The sequence below is a fragment of the Kandleria vitulina DSM 20405 genome, assembly GCF_000702065.1.
GTDB classification, from domain to species: Bacteria; Bacillota_I; Bacilli_A; order Erysipelotrichales; family Coprobacillaceae; genus Kandleria; species Kandleria vitulina.
The window spans coordinates 1-21060 of sequence record NZ_JNKN01000033.1 but is presented as its reverse complement, the minus strand read 5'-3'; the positions used below and the strand labels follow the sequence as shown (position 1 = coordinate 21060).

Genomic DNA, 21060 nt, shown 5'->3' with positions numbered 1-21060 from the left:
CGGCGAATCCGAGCAGGATGCATCTAAGGAGCTTCATTGCATCATGCCCGTGCAATCTGCGACTGCTGAGATCAACATACTTTCCAATGTTCATCCTCTCTGTAATCTCAATGACAGTACGTGCAATATCGTCACTAGGCACATCATTCTCAAAATTAATGTTAAAATCCAGTAGCGCATAAGTCTGAAATGCGCTATAATTTTTGTGGTTTAATGTTGTAGTTTTCATAATTACATTATACCAAAAAATGCGTCGGATTTATCCGGCGCATTTTATTTTTGAAAACTAATCCAGATTATCTATCCGGGTCAGCCCCTTTTTATCTTCTCTGTGATTTTTGACATTGAAGCATATAGATAACTGGTCCAATGACACTCATTGCAAGAGCAAGGATTCCTAAGAAGAATCCAAAGTCATAGTTGATAAATATGCTTGAAACTGCTGAATGTCCTCTTAATGCTGGAATCATGAATAAGATCACATTGACACCACATACAATAAGAAGATCTAGATATGGTCTTTTAGTAGCAGTGAAGTAACATAATAGAGGCAATGTTACTAAAAAGATGTAGCTAGTAGCTGAAAATGAGAAAATATTGAAGTCATATGAACGATACATGCTTATTCCACTGTATGAGATGCTCTTAAATGGCAAGAATAAGCTAATAAACAATAAGAAACATCCAATATATGTTAATGCCTGCCATGGGTCAACTTGAGCTCGTGGGGCAACACGATTGCTTCTATAGGCATTCTGATATTCACCTTCCTGAGTGCTTCTCGTTGACTGGGTATACGTATTTGTATAAGCCCCAGTATTGTTTTGTGCACCATTATAGGTATTGAATGTCTGATTCATATTAGGATCCTGTGGTTCATTGTAAGTGTAATGAGACTCATTCACATTAGAGTCCTGAGGTTCATTGTAAGTGTAATGAGATTCATTCACATTAGAGTCCTGAGGTTCATTGTAAGTGTAATGAGATTCATTCACATTAGAATCCTGTGGTTCATTGTAATTGTTATATGACACATTTACGTTAGGTTCTTGTGGCTGAATGTTTTCTCTTGTTACCTTTTGACCACAAAAAGGGCAAAAGACAGCATCGTCTTCAATCTGTCGTCCACAATTTGTACAATACATATTGTTTTCCTCCTTGATAGATATTGTTAACAGTGTATCATTTTTTTACATTTTTTTAAATGATATATTTAATGTAAAAAAGGTCAAATGAGATTTGACCCTTTTTTTACTTCATTAATGATTGATAGATGTTATCTAGATCCACATCTTTGCTGTGATCTACAAAAGAGATTTTTAACCCATCATTTTCATCATATCTTGGAATTACATGAACATGGAAATGATGAACAGTCTGACCAGCTGCTTCACCAGCATTTGTTAATACATTACATCCGCTTGCGTTAAATCTTTCTTTGATGCGATTAGCTAATACCTGAGCAACCTTGAAAACATGTGCTATAATTTCAGGATCAGCTGTCAGCATTGAATCATAATGCTTTTTTGGAATAACAAGTGTATGTCCAACTGTTGCCTGAGATAAATCTAAAAATGCGATGCATAGATCATCTTCATGAATAATTTTTCCAGGAATCTCTTTATCTGCAATCTTACAGAAAATACAATCTGCCATAATCATATCCCTCCTTATCCCTTATTTTACTACGAATATGAAGAATATAAAAGAAAGGAATCTCATTTGAGATTCCTAATCATTAATATATTTCTTATTGATAGCCTTGATTTCTTTTTTAAGTTTCTTGTCATAGACAGTAAACTTATATTTCTTCAAGTAGAAGATTTCAGCATTACTATCAATATCAGATACACTACCAAGATCATTGATATAAGTATCTTTGTTCTTGTTCTTATCAGTATTGTAGACATACACTACAACATACTTTTTAGTAGACTGCTTAATGACAGTAGGGTAGACACCATCATTCTTCATTGAAGAGAACTTAGAAAGATTATTCTTGATTCTCTTGTTTAATGTTGTTGTATCAGTCTTAGAAGTAACAAGCTTATAATCATTAGCATTGCTTGAATAAGCGGAATCTTTCATGAGCTTATCGAAAGCTTCCTGGCTTGTAGCTTGTTTAATAAGCTTTAAGGCAATAGATTCTTTTTCAACAGTGATAGTCTTGATATAAGCTGGAGTATAATTCTTTAAGATAGTATTATACTGTTCTTTTAGATACTTGTTCTTTAGTACTGTCTTTTTGGCAGTAGGAGTAACAAATTCTTCTCTGAATGTTTTAACATCCTTATATCCAAGACTAGTAGCATAGGATTCAACTGATCCCATGTATGATTTATAGCTGTCTTCAAGTTTCTTGACTTCTTCATCAATCTGAGACTGATATGTCTTTGAAGGCAATTCTTTATTTGTAATTGCGTTGTAGGCATTATCTACAGTCTTTTGTGCTCCGGATTGATCAAGCAGGTATTCAAAATAGCCTTGCTTAGAAACAGTGACATCACCGGTAATGACATCCTTGTTTCCTGATACCTTAGTAGCATAGCCATCGCTGTTTTTAGTGATGATATAACCTGTTAAACATCCTGCAATAATAAGGACGATGACAACGATCATAGCGATACTTTTCTTAGAAAGCGTAAATCTTTTTTTCTTAACTTCTACTTTATGTATTCTTCTGAACTGAGTTGTATCAACTGATTCTTTCTTTTCTGCCATTAGGAATCTTTCCTTTCATCTGATCTTTTCTTCAGCTGTTCTTTGATGAATGACTGAAGTGTGTTCTTGATAGTCTTATCATTATAATTGATCTTGTAGCTATTAAATACAATGTAGACAAGATAATTATCATAAGTGATAAGAGGAGAGTTGATATCTACACTCTTAAGTTCCTTCTTGATTGTTTCTTTATCTGTAGTATCACAGTGAAGAATATAGAAGGCACTTGAACCCGTGATAACATCAGAAGTTTCACCAGATTTAAGTTCAGTAGCTTTCGATTGAACATCTGTTCCATAAGTGTCACTTAATGAAGATGTACTATCGACAATTCCAAGTGATCCTTTCGCATCCTTTGTATTGGTATCAGTAGAATACTTTTTAGCAACTGTACCGAAGTCCTGTCCTTCTTTTAGAAGATCCTGTACTTCCTTTAGATTAGCCTTTTCATCAGCAGTTGGATTTGTTGGATCAGCTGCAGAGACGGCGATGATAGAAACCTTACGTGGATTGGCAATCTTGTAGTAGTCATCAAAGACAGTATTGAAATGCTTTTTGATATATGATTTCATCATTTCTGCATACTGCATTGAGTAGACAAGACGTTTCTTATAATCATCGATGCTCTTATAGCTTCCTGATGATTTTAAAGCAGTCTCTAACTGTTTTTTAGCGGTATCTTCATCACCATACTGCTGCGTATAGGAATTAAGTACCTGATTATAAGTATCTTCCGCATTCTTTTTCATGTCATCAGTAGCAGGGAACTTCTGATCGATAAGCTGATCTAAGACGTAAGAGAATAATGCATTCTTTCCGCTTGTTCCTTTACTTAACTGATCATAAAGCGTATCGGCACTGATATTTGAAATGGATGTGCTAGCAGCGATGCTTTTTCCATCGACAGTCTTGCCGCCACACCCTGACAATAACAACATCGAAGAGAGTGCGAGCGCTGTTATTTTCTTGGTTTTCATAAAAAACCTCCTTTGTATAGTTCGCAAGATATACTATCATAAAAGGTCATTTTTTTCAATAAAGCACATCAAAATCCCATCATTGACCATAATTTCACTAAATGACATCTTAAATAAATTTATCAAATGATTTGAGATATACATTCCTTTATATTAAAATAACCAACGAGGTGAATTATTATGTCAGTACTAAAAATTAAAGATCTTCATGTATCAGTGGGAGACAAGGAGATCTTAAAAGGTGTAAACTTAACAATAAATACGGGTGAAGTACATGCTTTGCTTGGTCCAAATGGTAATGGGAAATCGACATTGTTGTCAGCTATCATGGGGCATCCTGCCTATAGCGTAACGAAAGGGTCTATCACATTAGATGATGAAGACGTTTTAGCAATGAGCGTCGATGAACGTAGCAGAAAAGGTCTATTTCTAGGAATGCAGTATCCTCAGTCTATTCCGGGAGTGACAAACTCAGATTTTTTAAAGGCTGCAATCAATGCCAGAAGAGAAGAACCAATAAGATTGTTCCAGTTTATCAAAAAGCTAGATAAGGCAATTGATGAACTAGAAATGAATGAAGATCTTGCACATAGATATTTAAATGAAGGATTCTCTGGAGGAGAAAAGAAACGTAACGAAATTCTTCAGATGAAACTTCTAGAACCAAAGTTCGCATTATTGGATGAAATTGACTCAGGTCTTGATGTTGATGCATTAAGAATAGTTAGTGAATCTATTAATAATATGAGAAATGACGATCTTGGCATGGTCATTGTTTCTCACTATGATCGTCTATATGAAAACATTCGTCCAACTCATGTTCATATTTTAGTAGATGGACAGATTGTTGTTGATGGCGGTTATGAATTAATTAAAAAAGTTAATGAAGAAGGCTTTGAATGGGTTAAAGAATTAGGTGTAACATTTAAGGAAGAAGAAAAGAAAATTGCGCCAATGTCACTTGGGTCATGTGGTGCTAAGGTAACACGAGATGAGTAACGTTGAATTAAGCTATGATCACTACATTGTCATTAAAGACAATGAAGTGACAGGCTCATCGCTTCCTTCAAATGTCTCATTTAATGAGAATACTTTAACCTTTGAAATAGGCGCACCTATTTCTTTACATGTCATCTTGATCTATGAAAACACTAAAATACATTATGATTTCAAAGATCATGTTCATGCAGAAATCATTGAATCACGTGCCTGTCATGCAGGCGGACGTCTTGAAAGAGAAATTTCTTTAGGAAAAGATGCACACGTCAACATGTTCAATGAAATTGTTTCAGATGAAAACAATGAACTACAATTTATCGATGAAGGCTCACTTGATGAGAATGCCCTATTGCAGATCGGGTACAATGAACTATCAGATAATATCATCGATGGTCAATATCATTTTAAGTTAACTGGTGAAGGCGCACAGGCCAAAGTGCGTATGGCCATGCTTTCTCGTAAAGATGAAAAGAAACATTACTGTGTTCATATTGAACATCTTGCTCGTCATACAACAGGTATCATGGATAATTATGGTGTTGTCAAGGATGAAGCAAGATTAACAGTAGATGGTATTGGAACAATCAATAAGGGCTACAATGGCTCTGCTGCACATCAGACAAACAAGATTATTGTGTTTGATGAAAAATGTCAGGCAAGCGCTAATCCATATCTTTATATTGATGAATATGATGTCACAGCATCACATGCTGCTGCAGTAGGAAAGATGGATGAAGATCATCTTTATTATTTACAAACCAGAGGTTTAACAAAACGTCAGGCTATGCAGCTTATTACTTATGGTTATCTTGAACCAGTTATTCATGTTGTTGATAATGAAATGCTTCAAGAAAGATTCCAGGAAGCACTTGCAAAGGTAGGTGCGTAAGAATGGATATTGAAAAAATAAGAAATGATTTCCCGATGCTTAAAACAAAGATGCAGGGACATGATTTAATATATTTAGACAACGGGGCTACAACACTTAAGCCTAAGGCTGTCGCTGATGCAATTTATGAATACTTAACTTGCTATTCAGGGAATGCACATCGTGGGGATTATGATTTATCCCATACTGTCGATACAGCTTTTGAAAATGCCAGAGAAGATGTAAGACGTTTTATCAATGCTAAGCGTGTAGAAGAAATCGTCTTTACTGCTGGTGCTACTGATTCATTGAATATGGTAGCCTATGGCTATGGCTTGACTCATCTTCATGAAGGCGATGAAATCATCTTAAATGTCGCTGAACATGCCAGCAATACATTGCCATGGTTTGATGTAGCTAAAAAGACAGGCGCTAAGATTGTCTATGCGCCACTTACCGATGGCTGTGTCACTTTGGAAGGAATCAAGAGTGTCACAACTGACAAGACAAAAATTATTTCAGTCGCGATCGTATCCAATGTAATGGGATATGTTGCTCCAGTTAAGGAGATTATTAAATTTGCTCATGAACATGATATCATTGTTGTATGTGATGGAGCACAGAGTGTTCCTCATCATATTACTGATGTCATTGCAGATGATATCGATTTCTTAGCATTCTCTGGACATAAGATGTGTGGACCTACTGGTATTGGTGTACTTTATGGTAAATATCATCTTTTAGATGAAACATCACCAACACGTTATGGTGGAGGTTCAAATGCGCGCTACAAGAGCAATCTTGAAGTTGATATGAAAAAACCACCATATAAGTTTGAATCTGGTACACCTAATATTGAAGGTGCCATTGGTTTAGGTGCCGCTATTCGTTATCTTGAAGGCATCGGCATGAAGGACATCATGGAAAGAGAAGCAAAGCTTAGAGCTTATGCGATTGAAAAGCTGAAAGCTTTGGATAATATTACAATCTACAATGAAAATGGTACTGGTGCTATTGCCTTCAATATTAACAATGTCTTTGCACAGGATGGCGCAAGCCTCTTTAATGCCAATGGTGTGGCAGTAAGAGCTGGTGAACACTGTGCAAAGCTTCTAGATGAATATCTAGGTGTAAGAACAACACTAAGAGCATCATTCTATTTCTACAATACAGAAGAAGAAATTGATGCCTTCGTGGAAGTATGTAAGAAAGGAGATGATTTCCTCGATGCGTTCTTTGGATAATCCGCTTATTTTAAGAGAAATCATCATGGATCATTATCAGAATCCAAGAAATCATGGCATAGTCGATGAAGAAGGCTATAAGAAAGTCAATATGAACTCTGAAACTTGTATTGACAACATTGATGTAGAAGTCAAGATGAACAACGATATCATTGAAGATATTCGTTTTGATGGAGAAGCATGTGCTATTTCTACAGCATCTACATCAATCATGACTGAACTTGTTAAAGGCAAGAGTGTTGAAGAAGCTAAAGCTATTCATCAGCAGTATATGAACATGATTTTTGAAAAAGATTATGATGAAGACCTTCTTGAAGAAGCCATTGCTTTCAAGAATACACATAAACAGGCTAATCGTATTAAATGTGCGACAATTGGCTGGAATGCGTTGGAAGAATTGATTTCTTCTAAGGAAGGAGAATAGTATGAGCGTAGATAAAAAGAAATACGACCATATTTCTTCTGAAAACATTGCTGATTTTAAAGATGAAGAAGTAGCTGTATTTAAGACTCCAAAAGGGTTGAATGAAGAGATTGTCAGAGAAATCTCACAGATTAAGAATGAACCTGAATGGATGCTTGAATATCGTTTAAAATCTTTAAAGTGTTTCTTAGAAAAGCCAATGCCAACTTGGGGTGTTGACTTGTCAGATATGGACTTTGATGAATATACTTACTATTTAAGACCAAGTGACACAACTACTGATAAATGGGAAGAAGTACCTGAAACAATCAAGAATACCTTTGATAAACTTGGTATTCCTGAAGCTGAACAAAAATTCCTGGCTGGTGCGAGTGCCCAGTATGAATCGGAAGTTGTCTATCACAATATGCTTGAAGAAGTAAGAGAAAAGGGAGTCATCTTCCTTGATATTGATTCAGGATTAAGAGAACATCCTGATATCTTCAAGAAGTATTTTGATACTGTCATCCCTTATTCTGACAATAAGTTCTCCGCATTGAATGGAGCTGTATGGTCAGGAGGTTCATTTATTTATGTACCACCAGGAGTGACATTAGAAAAGCCATTACAGTCATATTTCAGAATCAATTCTGAAAGAATGGCACAGTTTGAACGTACCCTCATCATTGTAGATGAAGGTTCACATATTCATTACGTAGAAGGATGTACAGCACCTTCTTATTCAAAAGACTCACTTCATGCTGGGGTTGTTGAGATTGTGGTAGGAAAAAATGCATCATGCCGTTATACGACAATCCAGAACTGGTCTAAAAATATCTACAATCTTGTTACACAAAGAGCAAAGGTAGACGAAGGCGGTTCTATGGAATGGGTTGATGGTAACATCGGATCAAAGGTTACCATGAAATATCCTGCCTGCATTCTTGCAGGAGAAGGAGCACGTGGAAGCGTTACGACAATTGCAGTAGGAGATAAAGGACAAATTATCGATTCAGGGGCAAAAATGATTCATCTTGCACCAAATACATCAAGTCAGATTATCTCTAAATCAATTGCAAGAAATGGCGGACATGCTGATTATCGTGGCCTTGTAAGACATGGCAAGAAAGCCTACAATGCGAAAAGCAAGGTGGAATGTGATACATTGATCCTTGATCGTCAGTCTTCAAGCAACACAGTACCAGCTAACATTATGTCAAACAATGATTCAACTATCGAACATGAAGCAACTGTTTCAAAAGTATCAGAAGAACAGCTCTTTTATCTGATGAGCCGTGGCTTAACTGAAAAAGAAGCAACAGAAATGATTGTTATGGGGTTCATTGAACCATTCAGCAGAGAGCTTCCTATGGAATATGCGGTAGAATTGAATCAGCTTCTTAAATTGGATATGACTGACTCAGTTGGATAAAAAACAAGCAAGAAAAGAAATGATCACAAAGCGTCTCTCACTAGATGCAGAAACGCTTTGTCGCTATAACGAGAATATTTTAAACAAAATAGAGGACAATATTCATTTTAAAGAAGCCAAAACAGTAGCTGTCTATGTAAGTGCACGTAATGAAGTTGATACAAAAAAACTGATGACTAAATATTTTGGCAAAAAGAAAATTGTTGTTCCACGTATTGAGGGAGACATGCAATTTTATGAGATCCGTTCTTTTGATGATCTTAAGCCAGGATATTTTGGTATTGAAGAACCAGTAGGCAATCAGCAGGTATCACCTGATGATATTGATGTAATGATCATACCGATGCTCATGTTTGATAAAAACAAGAATCGCATTGGCTATGGAAAAGGATTCTATGATCGCTATATGGCAACATATAAGGGCTATAAGCTTGGAATTGGTTATTCTTTTCAGCAAGTAGAAGACACTTTTCCTCATCAATATGACATCAGAATGGATGAAATCATCACAAATGAAACAATTCTGTAAAAATTTTGTCAAAATTTCTATTAGATATTCAAATCGACCACCATTTTAAAAAAGTATGCATAAAAGCATACTTTTTTACGTTTTCTTGCTATAAAAATAATGTACTATAAAAAGAAAGCCCTTTCTTTTTGAATTGGTTTTGAATTGTGAATTGAAGATGAGTATGTTATAATTTTGTTATATTTGAGGTGACGTTTAATGGTAGGAGAATTAACAGTTAAGATTGATCAGAACAATATTAGAGAATCACTTTCGATGATTCGTAATGAGATCAAAGATGATATGGAAATCAGAAATGATAAGCTCTATATGCAGCTAGTAGAGCTACTATCACATGAAGATCCAAAAGTAAGAAAAAATACAGCTATCATTCTTGGCTCTTTTAAGAAGTCAGGAGTCAAGAATCTTTTGCTTGATGGCTATCGTAAAGAAACAATAGACTTCGTTAAAGTAGGGTATTTGAAGGGGTTAAGCAAACAGGATTGCAAGAGCATCGTAGATGAGCTTAAACAGATTCAAAGTGAACTTTTAGCAGATCAGGAAAGCGATAAGAAGCATGTCCAGTCACAGCTAAAGGTGTTGAATCCGCTTATTCAAAGCTATGGTACACATAAGAGAAAAATGGTTAAGCTTCTTCATAAAGATGTAGATGTCATTTTGACTACACTACCTTACTATCAGTTCACACTCTTTGATTACGTATTAGATTATAAGTATAAGCCAGTAGGACAGGGGGTACTTGTTCGTACTAAATCTGTTTATGATTTATTGCCTTTACGTAATTACAAGGATATGATCATTCCTATTAAGAACTGTTCTTTAATGGAAAAAGATGGGGATGTGATTGTGGAACGTATCCGCAACAGCAATCTTATGGAATTGCTTGAAAACTTATTTGATAATGCGGATTCATTCTATTACAAGTTGACTGATACTTTTAGAGAAAAAGATTCAAAACTTATGAATACGGTTGTTAAGGGGTTATTGGAACTTTATCCAGACCGTTTATTGAATGCAACTAAGAATTATGAAATTGAAATTGTCTTAAAAGAACTTATGCCTAAAAAGATCAGTGCTTATTTAAAGCTGACTTTATTAGACAACCCACGTTTTGATTATCGTAAAGAAGTGATTTCCAATTCTATGCAGCCATATGTAGCAGCTACTCTTCTTGAAGTGGCTAAGCCATATATGGAAGATTATGCAAGAGTGCTAGATCCATTCTGCGGTAGTGGGGTTACATTGATTGAACGCTGTCTTATCAAGCCAGTCAAGTTCTCTTTAGGTCTCGATATCTTTACAAAAGGACTAGAAGCTGCCAAGAGAAATGCTAAGGCTGCAGATATCGATATGCATTTTGTACATAAGGATTCATTGCGTTTTGTTAATACAGAGCTATTTGATGAAATCATCACTGATATGCCAACATATGCACAGATGAGAGATAAAGCAGCATTGACAGAGTTATATGACAAGTTCTTTGCAAGGATCAGAAAGCTTGTTAAGCCAGGTGGATATGTCTTTATCTACACAAGTGAAATTGCCTTGGTAGAAAAGAATCTACGTCTACAGAAGAACTATCTTTCATTGATTGAACACAATGATGTTCCAAGAGGAAAGAATCTTCATTATTTCTTTATCATTCAGGTAAGATAAAAGCTTCCCAAAGGGGAGGCTTTTTTAATTTAATTTTAGTTAAGTTTAAGTTTAATTTGATAATATGAAATTATGTTATATGAGTGGAGGAAAAGAGATGTTTCGTCGTTTTGGAAAAATAATGGTTGTGGTAGCTTTTCTTTTTGTCAATATTGTCAATGTTGAAGCGAAAGAGAGAGTAGTTTCTCATATAGAATTGCGAGATGTAACTTATAGCGGAGAAAATGCTATACCACGTATCAAAGTTTTTGATCAGGAGGGAAGACACATCCCCAAAAAACAGTATTGCATGTTCTTTAACGGAGACACATTGAATGCTGGCAAAGTTACTGTCAGCGTAAAGGGAATTCGTCGTGTTTCTGGTGAAGCATCAGCATCGTATACGATCAAGAAACGAAATATTTCATCCTGTCAGCTTTCAGGCATAGAAAATCATACTTATGATGGAAGAAAACATGATCCTAATGTTCGTCTGACTTATCACCGATATAATGTCAGCTATCGATTATCATATGGTGACTGTAAGAGTATTGGAAAGAAAAAAGTCAAGATTGTTGGAATCGGCAACTTTACTGGTACAATCTACAAGAACTATAAAATACTGCCACCATCAAGTCGGATTCTTACAATGACAAAATCAGGGACTAATGTACATCTGACACTTGTGAAAGCAGCTGGTGGCGTAAAGTATCAGATTGGCTATAAAACAAAGAAAAAATGGAAAACGAAGATGGTTTCTGGCACTCATATTACAATTAATGTTAAGGATAAGGGGAAGACTTCTTTTAAAGTAAGAACATGCAAGAATGGAGTTAAAAGTGCATGGTCAGCGGTTAAAAGAGTATAGGGAATGCGTATGAAAAAGAAATTTTTATCACTATTTGGCGTACTGCTTTTATGTTCAACAATGATTATGGGAGAAGTAAGCGTACATGCCTATAATATCAACGGAGCAGACATGTTCTGGACTCAGCAGGAAAAGAACACATGTACTTTGGCATCAGCAGTCATGCTTTTAAGACGTAAGGCAGCACTGTTGAATGATGCTGATTATAAATCTATTACAGAAGCATCATTGAAGAGTAAGGCATGGAATAATGGAGGATTAAAGTGGGACTTTGAATTCTCTACAAAAAACTATACATATACAGTTCAGCATGCAGCAATTGATTCTTATAAGGCTCCTGATGTAAAAGGAGAAGCGAAAAAAAACGTTGTTCTTTCTTGGTTAAAGAGTCGTCCTGAAGGTGTTTGTCTTTATGCAAGAAAAGACTATAATGGTTTTCATGACAGCAACCACTGTGTTCTTTTAACTGATTACACAGGAGGATTGTTCTATGCCGCTGATCCAGCTAAAAATGCTAGTCGTGTAACGATTGATAAGGTTCGTAAGGTTACAATCGAAAATGCTGCTTCTATCTGGTATGTGTCAAAGGTTAAGAAAAGCAATGGGGCAGTTGTAAAAACTGTATCATCATCTTCATCAAGCAAGGATGCAGGAAGTGCCATAGCTTTATCTGATGCTAAAATGAGCCTTTCAACAGTTTACTATACTTACAATGGACAAATCAGAAAACCAAAAGTGACTTTTAAAATGAATAACAAGACAGTAAGTTCTGCTCATTATTCACTCTCTTATCCAAATGCTAAAAATGTTGGCAAGTATTGCATTACTGCTAAAGGAAAAGGAGAGTACTGCGGCAATAAGCATGCTTATTTCTATATTTTACCTAAAGCTGTCACTATTTCTTCATTAAAGAAAAAGAAGAAAAGTTTCACTGTTTCTTATAAGAAAGTACAAGGCAATGTGAAATATCAGATCGCTTACAGAATCAAGAATGGTTCATGGGAATATGCCTATTCTTCAACTGTTAAAAATTTAAAGAGCAAAAAAACGTACCAGGTAAAAGTAAGGGCTTATAATAATGGTGCTTATGGTTCATACGGAAAAGTGAAGAGCGTTAAAACAAAATGATCAAAAGCTTCTCATGTGAGAAGCTTTTTTTATTGCGTATATTTTTCTTTGAACACGTATAAGAATGTGGTATAATTTATGCGATTGGGGGATGGAGTATGGGATATCATCAAATACACGTAGGAGACATCGTTGACGTTACAATCACCGGTATTCAGCCATATGGTGCTTTCGCTTTACTGCCCGATCAGACAAGTGGTCTGATTCATATAAGCGAAATATCTGATCGTTTCGTAAGAAGCGTTGGTAATTATGTCACGATTGGTGAAACCATTAAAGTAAAGGTTATTGATATTGATGAAAAATCTCATCAGGCTAAGCTTTCACTTAAAGCTGTTGCTAAAAGAAGAAAGTTTAGACGCCATCGCAGACCGATTGTCGAAACACCTAAAGGTTTTCGCTCATTAGAGGAGATGCTACCTCGATGGATCAGTCGAGGTATTAATAAGGAGGAAGATGTATGATCAAAGTTGACTTAAGTCATGCTAAATTAAATGAAGATATCGCTTCATACAAGGACAAAGTTGCTGAAATCCATGAAATGATTCATAACAAAACTGGTGCTGGTAACGATTTCCTTGGATGGGTAGATTTACCTACTCAGTATGATAGAGAAGAAGTAGCTAGAATTAAAGCTAAAGCTAAATCTTTATCTGAAGAAATCGATGTATTATTAGTATGCGGTATCGGAGGTTCTTACCTTGGTGCAAGAGCAGCTATTGAAGCTATCAATGGTTTATATCCAACACAGAAGGTAGAAATTCTTTACATTGGTAATACTTTCTCTTCAACATATTTAGCTCAGATCAAAGAATATGTTAAAGATAAAGAATTCGGTATCAATGTTATCTCTAAATCAGGAACTACTACTGAAACTTCTGTAGCATTCAGAATCTTTAAAGAAATGCTTGAACAGACTAAAGGTAAAGAAGTTGCTTCAAGAAGAATTGTTGCTACTACAGATGCACACAAAGGTGCATTAAAGACTTTAGCTGATAAAGAAGGATACGAAGAATTCGTAGTACCTGATGATATCGGTGGTCGTTTCTCAGTACTTACTGCAGTAGGATTATTCCCAATTGCTATGGCAGGTATTGATGTTGATGAAATGATGAAAGGTGCTAAAGACGCACAGGATAAATATAACAACGCAGACTTAATGACAAATGACGCTTACAAATATGGTGTAGCTCGTCAGATGTTAAACAAACAGGGTTATCCTGCTGAAATGTTTGTAACTTATGAACTTCAGTTAAGCAACGTTGCTGAATGGTGGAAACAGCTATTCGGTGAATCTGAAGGTAAAGAAGGTAAAGGTGTATTACCACATTCTGCAGTCTTCTCTACAGATCTTCATTCATTAGGACAGTTCATCCAGGAAGGTTCTAAAGTATTATTTGAAACAGTATTCAAAGTTGAAAAGCCTCAGTTAGACCTTGAAGTACCAAGTGATGAAGATAACTTAGATAACTTAAACTACTTAGCTGGTAAGACAGTTGATTATGTAAATAAAAAAGCATGTGAAGGTACAATCGATGCTCACGTAAACGTTGGTGGCGTACCAAACATTGAAATCACTATTGATGAAATGAACGCATATAGCTTCGGTTATATGGTATACTTCTTCGAAAAGGCTTGTGCATTATCAGTTTACTTATTAGGAGTAAACCCATTCAACCAGCCTGGTGTTGAAGTTTACAAGAAAAACATGTTCAAATTATTAGGTAAACCAGGTTATTAAAATCAAAGCGGTTCTCTTAGAGAACTGCTTTTTTTACAGGGGGAAGTATGTTATTAATAAAAAATGGTAGGGTCATTGATCCCTTATCTCATCTAGATCAGGTTATGGATCTCCTTATTGATGAAGGAAAGATTATCGAAATGGGACATATCGAAAAAGACTGTGAAACAATCGATGCAAAAGATATGATTGTTGCACCAGGACTTATTGATAATCATGTCCATTTTAGAGATCCCGGATTAACGTATAAAGAAGACATTTACACTGGCTGCAATGCAGCAAAAGCTGGTGGTTTTACAACAGTTGTCACTATGGCCAACACGAAACCATCTGTAGATTGTGTGGAAGTATTGGATGAACTTATGAAAAGAGAAAAAGAACTTGATATTCATGTTCTCAATACTGCCAATGTCACATTAAAAATGCAGGGCAAAGAACTTGTCGATATGGAAGCTCTAAAGGCGCATGGCGCAGTAGGCTTTACTGATGATGGTATTCCTATTGCAGATATCAACGTGATGATGGAAGCAATGCGTTGTGCGAAAGCACTAGATTGCCCAATAAGCCTTCATGAAGAAGACCCAGCATTGATTGGCAGTGCCGGCATCAATGCTGGCGGGATCGCTCGTCAAGTGGGTGTAAAGGGCGCAAGCGGACTTGCTGAAGAAGTGATCACAGCGAGAGATTGTCTTCTTGCAAAAGAGACAGGATGCCGAATTGATATTCAGCATATTTCCAGTGGTGGAACAGTTGATATCGTGCGCTTTATGAAATCGCAGGGAGCAGATGTATGGAGTGAAGTAACACCTCAGCATTTTGGCTATACTGAAGATCTTGTCTTATCACAGGGAGCACTTGCCAAGGTGAATCCACCTTTACGTAAGGAAGGGGATCGTCTTAAGATTATTGAAGGATTAAAAGATGGTACAATCGATATGATTGTTACTGATCATGCTCCTCACAGCAAGGAAGAAAAAGACAAAGGTATCTTAGGTGGTGCACCAAGCGGTATGATCGGTCTTGAACTTTCATTAGCTATGGGTATTACTCATCTTGTCGAAAAGGGACATTTAAGCTATATGGAACTTTTAGAAAAGATGACAATTAATCCTGCTAAATACTATAAGCTTGATGCAGGATATATTGCTAAAGATCATATAGCAGACATTGTTATCTTTGATCCAAAGAAACAATGGGTTGTCACTCTTGATGACTTTAAAGGAAAATCAAAAAATTCTCCTTTTGTAGGAGAACACTTAACTGGACAGGTTGCCTATACAATATGTAATGGCAAGATTGTCTATAAAAAAGGCAGCTAGTGAATTTCACTAGCTGTCTTTTTAGTCTTCATATTTTGGTGTGCAAGTAATCGCAATTCCTAGTTTCTTTAATGTAGATAAATCTACAGAAGAAAGAATAACTGTTGAATGGGCCTGCATTCCTTTAAGTCTTGGCAATTGCTGAAGTGCTTTTTTAGCATCTGGATTAGTATTGGCACTTGATGAAAGAGCAATAAGAATTTCATCAGTGTGAAGTCGTGGGTTCTTGCTGCCAAGATAATGTGTTTTTAATGACTGAATTGGTTCAATCACTTCAGGAGAAATGATTTTTACATCATGATCAATACCCGCTAGATCTTTAAGAATATTTAATAATGCAGAAGAACAAGCGCCTAAAAGACGTGATGTCTTACCAGTGACCATATGTCCATCATTAGCCATGATCGCAACAGCTGGTCCATTTGTTTCTTCTTCTTTCTTAAGTGCAGCATTGACGACCTGACGTGAATTAAGATCTACATTAGCCTGTTTGATGATAAGCTCCTGTTTGATCAATTCATTCTTGCTTGCAAGACCACGTTTGACATTGCATGCTGTTTCAAAATAACGTCTGATGATTTCCTGTCTGCTTGCTTCTTTGCATACTTCATCATCTACGATGGCGTAGCCAACCATGTTGACACCCATATCAGTAGGTGATTTGTATGGACATTCTCCTAGAATGCCTTCAAAGATAGATTCTAGAACAGGGAATACTTCAACATCTCTATTGTAGTTGATTGTAGTCTTGCCATATGCTTCAAGATGGAAAGGATCAATCATATTGACATCATCCAAGTCTGCAGTTGCTGCTTCATAGGCAAGATTTACAGGATGCTTTAATGGAAGATTCCAAACTGGGAATGTTTCAAATTTTGCATATCCTGCTTTTACACCATGTTTTTGTTCATGGTAAAGCTGAGAAAGACAAGTCGCCATTTTTCCGCTTCCAGGTCCTGGTGCTGTAACAACGACTAGGTTTCTTGTTGTTTTTACAAAATCATTTTTTCCATATCCTTCATCGCTTATGATGGCAGGGATATTAGCAGGATATCCATCAATCATATAAGTTGTATATGTTGGGATGCCTAATGCCTGAAGACGATTTCTAAAACGATCCGCAGCCATCTGACCTGTATATTGTGTAATGACAATGCTTGAGACATAGAATCCTCTATCTTCTAATGCGCTTTTTAGTCTTAAGGCATCTTCATCATATGTGATTCCTAAATCTCCACGAATTTTATTTGTTTCAATAGCTTCAGCACTAATGACAATGATAATTTCTGCTTCATCTTTTAATTGTTCAAGCATCTGTAGCTTGTTGTCTGGTACAAATCCAGGCAATACTCTTGATGCATGGAAGTCATCAAAGAGTTTTCCTCCGAATTCTAGGTAAAGCTTACCGAATTTGGCAATTCTTTTCTTTATTTCTTTTGACTGTAATTCCAAGTATTTTTTAGAGTCAAATCCGATTTTTTGATTATCCATAATATTACTCCTTCAATTCATGCTGGAAGAATTATAACATGTAATATTGTGATTCATACAGTTGTTTAGAAATTTTTTTAAAGTTTTTTATTTTATTTGCTTTCTGTTTTTTTACTGATTAAAATATAAATATAGAAAGACATTCAGGTCGCATAGACATCTCATTTTCTTGTACAGTAGGGTTAACCGTTGAGAGTATAAGCACATAATAATATTGATTGGTGATGCTATGTTAGGAAGAGATGACCTGATGTCTTTTTTTTCTTCTTTTGGTATTGAATTTTTATATGTTTTTATATATATTTAATGGTGGATTTCTTAGAAGGAGATTATAAATATGGCATTATCAAAAGAAATAGGTATCGACTTGGGAACTGCCAACATTCTTATCTATGAAAAAGGAAAAGGAATTGTTGTTAATGAACCAAGTGTTGTTACCATCAACAAAGAAACAAATAGAGCTGTCGCTGTTGGTGAAGAAGCAAGGGAAATGCTTGGGAAGACGCCAGGAAGACTTGAAGCTATCAGACCGTTGAAGGATGGTGTCATCGCAGACTTCCAGATTACTGAGATTCTGCTGACACATTTTGTAAATAAATTAAATTTAAAAGGATTGTTCTCTAGACCTACAATCTTAATCTGCTGTCCAAGCAACATTACTTCTATTGAGAAGAGTGCTATTCAGGATGTAGCGTTAAGATGTGGCGCTAAGAAGGTTTATATTGAAGAAGAACCTAAAGTCGCTGCTATTGGTGCAGGTCTTGATATTTCTAAGCCAACTGGAAACATGGTAATTGATATCGGTGGGGGAACTACTGATGTTGCTGTGCTTTCTTTAGGTGATATTGTTACAAGTGAATCATTAAAGACTGCTGGTGACAAGATGGATGCTGAAATTGTTGCATTTGTTAAAGATCGCTATAAGTTATTGATTGGTGATTCTACTGCAGAAGAAGTAAAGAAAGAAATCGGTTGTGCTTATAACGGCTCTGAAAGCCGTAAGGTTGATGTGCGTGGTCGTGATATGGTTACTGGTCTTCCTAAGACTATTCAGATTTCTGAAGCTGAAATACAGGATGCTTTACATGAAATCTGTGAAATTATTTTAACGTCTGCTAAACAGGTTCTTGAAAAGACACCACCAGAATTATCTGCGGATATTGTCAATAAGGGTGTATTCCTTACTGGTGGAGGTGCGCTTCTTCATGGATTGGATAAATTTATGGAACAGGGATTAAAAGTACCTGTATTCGTTGCTGATAATCCATTGGATTGTGTTGCTGACGGATGTGGCGTTATGCTTGAAAATTCGAATTTCTTACAATAAAATGTCGCTTTATGCGGCATTTTTTCTATACTGTAATGATAAAGTTATGATATAATTTCTCTTGAAAAGACTAGGAGGAATAATTATGGGTGGTTTTTTTGGCGTTGCATCTAAAAATGATTGTGTCTTTGACTTGTTTTTTGGAACAGATTATCATTCGCATTTAGGGACAAGAAGAGCTGGTCTGGCGGTCTACAGTAAAGAAGATGGGTTTAATCGCTCTATTCATAATATTGAGAATTCGCCATTTCGTACTAAGTTTTCTTCTGAAATCAATGACATGTCAGGGCATCTAGGAATTGGCTGTATTTCAGATTATGATCCACAGCCACTTATTGTACGTTCTCATCATGGTACTTATGCTATTGCAACAGTTGGCAAGATTGATAATCTTGATGAACTTGTTGATCGTCTTTTTGAACATAAGCATATGCATTTCTTGGAAATGAGCGGTGGTGAAATTAACACTGTTGAAGTTGTTACTGCATTGATCAATAGTCGCTGTAATCTTATTGAGGGTATCCGCTATGCGCAGGAAAGCATCAAGGGATCGATGACTATTATGGTATTGACTCATGAAGGCATTTATCTTGCCCGTGATAAGTATGGTCGTACACCTATCGCAATTGGAAAGAATGAAGAAGGATATTGTGCATGCTTTGAAGCTTTCGCTTATCTTAATCTGGGTTATGAAAATTATAAGGAATTGGGTCCTGGTGAAATCTGTATTATGACACCGGAGGGTGTCAAAACACTTGTGGCACCAGGAAATCAGATGAAAATCTGTACGTTCTTATGGGTTTACTATGGTTATCCTGCTTCACGATATGAAGGTGTATCCGTAGAAGAAATGCGTTATCGCTGCGGAGCTAATCTTGCTAGACGTGATCAGAAAGAAAGTCCTGTTGAGATTGATACAGTTGCTGGTGTTCCTGATTCAGGAACAGCACATGCGGTTGGGTATGCTAATGCATCTGGTGTTCCGTTCTCTAGACCGTTTATTAAATATACGCCAACATGGCCACGTTCATTTATGCCAACTATTCAGAAAAAACGTGACATGATTGCTAAAATGAAGCTTATTCCAGTTCATGAAATGATTGAAGGCAAGAAGATTCTTCTTCTTGATGATTCTATTGTTAGAGGAACTCAGCTTAAAGAGAAGGTAGAATTCCTTTATGAAAGTGGGGCAAAAGAAGTTCATGTTCGTTCAGCGTGTCCACCAATCATGTTTGGCTGCAAGTATCTTAACTTCTCTCGTTCTAACTCTGATCTTGAACTCATTGCAAGAAGAGTGATTTGTGAAGAAGAGGGAGAGAATATTCCAATGGATGTTCTTTATGATTACTGTGATCCGGATTCTGATCGTTATGCTAACATGATAGAAAAGATCAGAGTAAAGCAGCATTACACTTCATTAAGATATAATCGTCTTGATGATCTTCTTGATTCAGTTGGTATTGATAAAGATAAGCTTTGTACATACTGCTGGAATGGCAAGGAATGATACCTTTTGCTTTTTACAAGATGGAGTTGTTTTCATTATAAAAAGAGTATGATATAATGATTTCATGTGAAAGGAGAAAGGTTATGGCATTACCAGAACAAAGTATTGAATTTAGATATGATACACAGTTATTAATTGCTGGTGAAGATTTGGATGAAGACGATATCTTCGATTATATCTCAGAGAATATCAAAGGGGATTCTTTATTGGCAGTTGGTGATGAAGATCTTATTAAGATTCACTATCATACAAACGAACCTTGGGAAGTTCTAGAATATTGTCGTTCACTTGGCGAAATCTATGATATCGTTGTAGAAGATATGGATCGTCAGGCAAGAGGACTTAAAGGATAATATGAAATGATGTCACAGAAATGTATTCTGTGACATTTTTTATTGATAATCATTTGAAAATGTGACTAAGAAAAAGAAGAAGGCCTATAAGGCATTGTTAAGGTCGAGAGGTGTTTCACGTAAGGCTAAGTATAAATAAGATGGGGGGGTATCCCCCCCATCTTTTTAATATGCAAGCAATAGGCTCTGTATATCGCTTTAAATAGCCCAAAATGGCGATCTGAGAGATTTTTTGAAAAAATAGACAAAAAATGCTTTACAAAGAGGAGAGGTGATGATAATATAAGTGAGCACTCAGCGAGAGCCGAGTGGCCTGAACATTGAAAACTGAACAGAAACACGTCAAATAGATGAGTGAGAAAACACTCGGAAATAAAACAAGCAAGCAATTAACAAGAGCCAAAAGATGGCTCCATTGATAGACAATGGAGAGTTTGATCCTGGCTCAGGATGAACGCTGGCGGCGTGCCTAATACATGCAAGTCGAACGGGAATCTTCGGATTCCAGTGGCGAACGG

General features: G+C 36.2%; 20 protein-coding genes, 1 rRNA gene and 1 pseudogene. 16 read left to right on the top strand and 6 right to left on the bottom strand.

The window, feature by feature from the left end; translation table 11 throughout:
- From T513_RS12495 to T513_RS0107715, 5 genes and pseudogenes are all read right to left on the bottom strand, one after another.
- Positions 1 to 229 (bottom strand): annotated as a pseudogene (locus T513_RS12495) (transposase); the annotation flags it as partial.
- 91 nt (positions 230 to 320) lie between these two features.
- On the bottom strand, positions 321 to 1145 hold the full coding sequence (locus tag T513_RS0107730) for a zinc ribbon domain-containing protein (RefSeq protein WP_029071276.1): 825 nt from the start codon (positions 1143 to 1145) through the stop codon (positions 321 to 323).
- A 106-nt stretch (positions 1146 to 1251) separates the two neighbouring features.
- Positions 1252 to 1656: an HIT family protein gene (locus T513_RS0107725; protein ID WP_029071178.1), complete on the bottom strand. Its 405-nt coding sequence runs from the start codon at positions 1654 to 1656 to the stop codon at positions 1252 to 1254.
- 75 nt (positions 1657 to 1731) lie between these two features.
- Positions 1732 to 2721 (bottom strand): hypothetical protein, encoded by a 990-nt coding sequence (locus tag T513_RS0107720; protein ID WP_031589671.1) that lies wholly within the window; start codon positions 2719 to 2721, stop codon positions 1732 to 1734.
- Positions 2721 to 3698: a peptidylprolyl isomerase gene (locus tag T513_RS0107715; RefSeq protein WP_029072996.1), complete on the bottom strand. Its 978-nt coding sequence runs from the start codon at positions 3696 to 3698 to the stop codon at positions 2721 to 2723. Before T513_RS0107715 ends, T513_RS0107720 begins: the two co-directional genes overlap by 1 nt.
- A gap of 180 nt (positions 3699 to 3878) precedes the next feature.
- Here T513_RS0107715 and sufC point away from each other — a divergent pair, with 180 nt between their 5' ends.
- The 12 genes from sufC to T513_RS0107655 all read left to right on the top strand — a co-directional run bounded on the left by sufC (position 3879) and on the right by T513_RS0107655 (position 15864).
- Positions 3879 to 4697, top strand: a complete 819-nt coding sequence (gene sufC, locus T513_RS0107710) for a Fe-S cluster assembly ATPase SufC (RefSeq protein WP_029071175.1) — start codon at positions 3879 to 3881, stop codon at positions 4695 to 4697.
- Positions 4690 to 5586 (top strand): SufB/SufD family protein, encoded by an 897-nt coding sequence (locus tag T513_RS0107705; RefSeq protein WP_029071174.1) that lies wholly within the window; start codon positions 4690 to 4692, stop codon positions 5584 to 5586. The genes sufC and T513_RS0107705 overlap by 8 nt, the downstream gene beginning before the upstream one ends.
- Positions 5587 to 5588: 2 nt before the next feature.
- Positions 5589 to 6809 carry an aminotransferase class V-fold PLP-dependent enzyme gene (locus tag T513_RS0107700; RefSeq protein ID WP_029071173.1) on the top strand — a complete coding sequence of 407 codons (1221 nt, stop codon included), beginning with the start codon at positions 5589 to 5591 and terminating at the stop codon, positions 6807 to 6809.
- Positions 6793 to 7233 (top strand): Fe-S cluster assembly sulfur transfer protein SufU, encoded by a 441-nt coding sequence (sufU, locus tag T513_RS0107695; protein ID WP_029071172.1) that lies wholly within the window; start codon positions 6793 to 6795, stop codon positions 7231 to 7233. The genes T513_RS0107700 and sufU overlap by 17 nt, the downstream gene beginning before the upstream one ends.
- A 1-nt stretch (position 7234) precedes the next feature.
- A complete protein-coding gene (sufB, locus tag T513_RS0107690; RefSeq protein ID WP_031589670.1) occupies positions 7235 to 8644 on the top strand; it encodes a Fe-S cluster assembly protein SufB in 1410 nt (469 codons plus the stop codon).
- Positions 8637 to 9173: a 5-formyltetrahydrofolate cyclo-ligase gene (locus T513_RS0107685; protein WP_031589669.1), complete on the top strand. Its 537-nt coding sequence runs from the start codon at positions 8637 to 8639 to the stop codon at positions 9171 to 9173. The genes sufB and T513_RS0107685 overlap by 8 nt, the downstream gene beginning before the upstream one ends.
- A 198-nt stretch (positions 9174 to 9371) precedes the next feature.
- Positions 9372 to 10829 carry a methyltransferase domain-containing protein gene (locus tag T513_RS0107680; RefSeq protein WP_051550730.1) on the top strand — a complete coding sequence of 486 codons (1458 nt, stop codon included), beginning with the start codon at positions 9372 to 9374 and terminating at the stop codon, positions 10827 to 10829.
- A gap of 97 nt (positions 10830 to 10926) precedes the next feature.
- Entirely contained in the window at positions 10927 to 11676 is a 750-nt protein-coding gene (locus tag T513_RS0107675; protein ID WP_031589668.1) for a hypothetical protein, read from the top strand.
- A 9-nt stretch (positions 11677 to 11685) separates the two neighbouring features.
- Positions 11686 to 12804 (top strand): fibronectin type III domain-containing protein, encoded by a 1119-nt coding sequence (locus tag T513_RS0107670; protein WP_155266082.1) that lies wholly within the window; start codon positions 11686 to 11688, stop codon positions 12802 to 12804.
- Between the two features lie 98 nt (positions 12805 to 12902).
- Positions 12903 to 13268 (top strand): CvfD/Ygs/GSP13 family RNA-binding post-transcriptional regulator, encoded by a 366-nt coding sequence (locus tag T513_RS0107665; RefSeq protein WP_031589666.1) that lies wholly within the window; start codon positions 12903 to 12905, stop codon positions 13266 to 13268.
- On the top strand, positions 13265 to 14545 hold the full coding sequence (locus tag T513_RS0107660) for a glucose-6-phosphate isomerase (protein WP_029071165.1): 1281 nt from the start codon (positions 13265 to 13267) through the stop codon (positions 14543 to 14545). Before T513_RS0107665 ends, T513_RS0107660 begins: the two co-directional genes overlap by 4 nt.
- 47 nt (positions 14546 to 14592) lie before the next feature.
- Positions 14593 to 15864: a dihydroorotase gene (locus T513_RS0107655; RefSeq protein WP_031589665.1), complete on the top strand. Its 1272-nt coding sequence runs from the start codon at positions 14593 to 14595 to the stop codon at positions 15862 to 15864.
- Between the two features lie 21 nt (positions 15865 to 15885).
- Here T513_RS0107655 and T513_RS0107650 read toward each other — a convergent pair whose 3' ends face one another.
- On the bottom strand, positions 15886 to 17355 hold the full coding sequence (locus T513_RS0107650) for a DUF1846 domain-containing protein (protein WP_031589662.1): 1470 nt from the start codon (positions 17353 to 17355) through the stop codon (positions 15886 to 15888).
- Positions 17356 to 17692: 337 nt separating this feature from the next.
- On the opposite strand from T513_RS0107650, the gene mreB reads away from it, so the two are divergent.
- The 4 genes from mreB to T513_RS0107630 all read left to right on the top strand — a co-directional run.
- A complete protein-coding gene (gene mreB, locus T513_RS0107645) occupies positions 17693 to 18682 on the top strand; it encodes a rod shape-determining protein (protein ID WP_029071162.1) in 990 nt (329 codons plus the stop codon).
- An 85-nt stretch (positions 18683 to 18767) separates the two neighbouring features.
- A complete protein-coding gene (locus tag T513_RS0107640) occupies positions 18768 to 20189 on the top strand; it encodes an amidophosphoribosyltransferase (protein ID WP_029071161.1) in 1422 nt (473 codons plus the stop codon).
- An 83-nt stretch (positions 20190 to 20272) separates the two neighbouring features.
- Positions 20273 to 20542 (top strand): hypothetical protein, encoded by a 270-nt coding sequence (locus tag T513_RS0107635; protein WP_029071160.1) that lies wholly within the window; start codon positions 20273 to 20275, stop codon positions 20540 to 20542.
- Between the two features lie 422 nt (positions 20543 to 20964).
- A 16S ribosomal RNA gene (locus tag T513_RS0107630) occupies positions 20965 to 21060 on the top strand; the annotation flags it as partial.

Excerpts from the sequence above, each read along its gene's own strand:
- T513_RS0107730 (WP_029071276.1), bottom strand. The coding sequence starts at position 1,145 with ATGTATTGTACAAATTGTGGACGACAGATTGAAGACGATGCTGTCTTT.
- T513_RS0107725 (WP_029071178.1), bottom strand. The coding sequence starts at position 1,656 with ATGGCAGATTGTATTTTCTGTAAGATTGCAGATAAAGAGATTCCTGGA.
- T513_RS0107720 (WP_031589671.1), bottom strand. The coding sequence starts at position 2,721 with ATGGCAGAAAAGAAAGAATCAGTTGATACAACTCAGTTCAGAAGAATA.
- T513_RS0107715 (WP_029072996.1), bottom strand. The coding sequence starts at position 3,698 with ATGAAAACCAAGAAAATAACAGCGCTCGCACTCTCTTCGATGTTGTTA.
- sufC (WP_029071175.1), top strand. The coding sequence starts at position 3,879 with ATGTCAGTACTAAAAATTAAAGATCTTCATGTATCAGTGGGAGACAAG.
- T513_RS0107705 (WP_029071174.1), top strand. The coding sequence starts at position 4,690 with ATGAGTAACGTTGAATTAAGCTATGATCACTACATTGTCATTAAAGAC.
- T513_RS0107700 (WP_029071173.1), top strand. The coding sequence starts at position 5,589 with ATGGATATTGAAAAAATAAGAAATGATTTCCCGATGCTTAAAACAAAG.
- sufU (WP_029071172.1), top strand. The coding sequence starts at position 6,793 with ATGCGTTCTTTGGATAATCCGCTTATTTTAAGAGAAATCATCATGGAT.
- sufB (WP_031589670.1), top strand. The coding sequence starts at position 7,235 with ATGAGCGTAGATAAAAAGAAATACGACCATATTTCTTCTGAAAACATT.
- T513_RS0107680 (WP_051550730.1), top strand. The coding sequence starts at position 9,372 with ATGGTAGGAGAATTAACAGTTAAGATTGATCAGAACAATATTAGAGAA.
- T513_RS0107675 (WP_031589668.1), top strand. The coding sequence starts at position 10,927 with ATGTTTCGTCGTTTTGGAAAAATAATGGTTGTGGTAGCTTTTCTTTTT.
- T513_RS0107670 (WP_155266082.1), top strand. The coding sequence starts at position 11,686 with ATGAAAAAGAAATTTTTATCACTATTTGGCGTACTGCTTTTATGTTCA.
- T513_RS0107665 (WP_031589666.1), top strand. The coding sequence starts at position 12,903 with ATGGGATATCATCAAATACACGTAGGAGACATCGTTGACGTTACAATC.
- T513_RS0107660 (WP_029071165.1), top strand. The coding sequence starts at position 13,265 with ATGATCAAAGTTGACTTAAGTCATGCTAAATTAAATGAAGATATCGCT.
- T513_RS0107655 (WP_031589665.1), top strand. The coding sequence starts at position 14,593 with ATGTTATTAATAAAAAATGGTAGGGTCATTGATCCCTTATCTCATCTA.
- T513_RS0107650 (WP_031589662.1), bottom strand. The coding sequence starts at position 17,355 with ATGGATAATCAAAAAATCGGATTTGACTCTAAAAAATACTTGGAATTA.
- mreB (WP_029071162.1), top strand. The coding sequence starts at position 17,693 with ATGGCATTATCAAAAGAAATAGGTATCGACTTGGGAACTGCCAACATT.
- T513_RS0107640 (WP_029071161.1), top strand. The coding sequence starts at position 18,768 with ATGGGTGGTTTTTTTGGCGTTGCATCTAAAAATGATTGTGTCTTTGAC.
- T513_RS0107635 (WP_029071160.1), top strand. The coding sequence starts at position 20,273 with ATGGCATTACCAGAACAAAGTATTGAATTTAGATATGATACACAGTTA.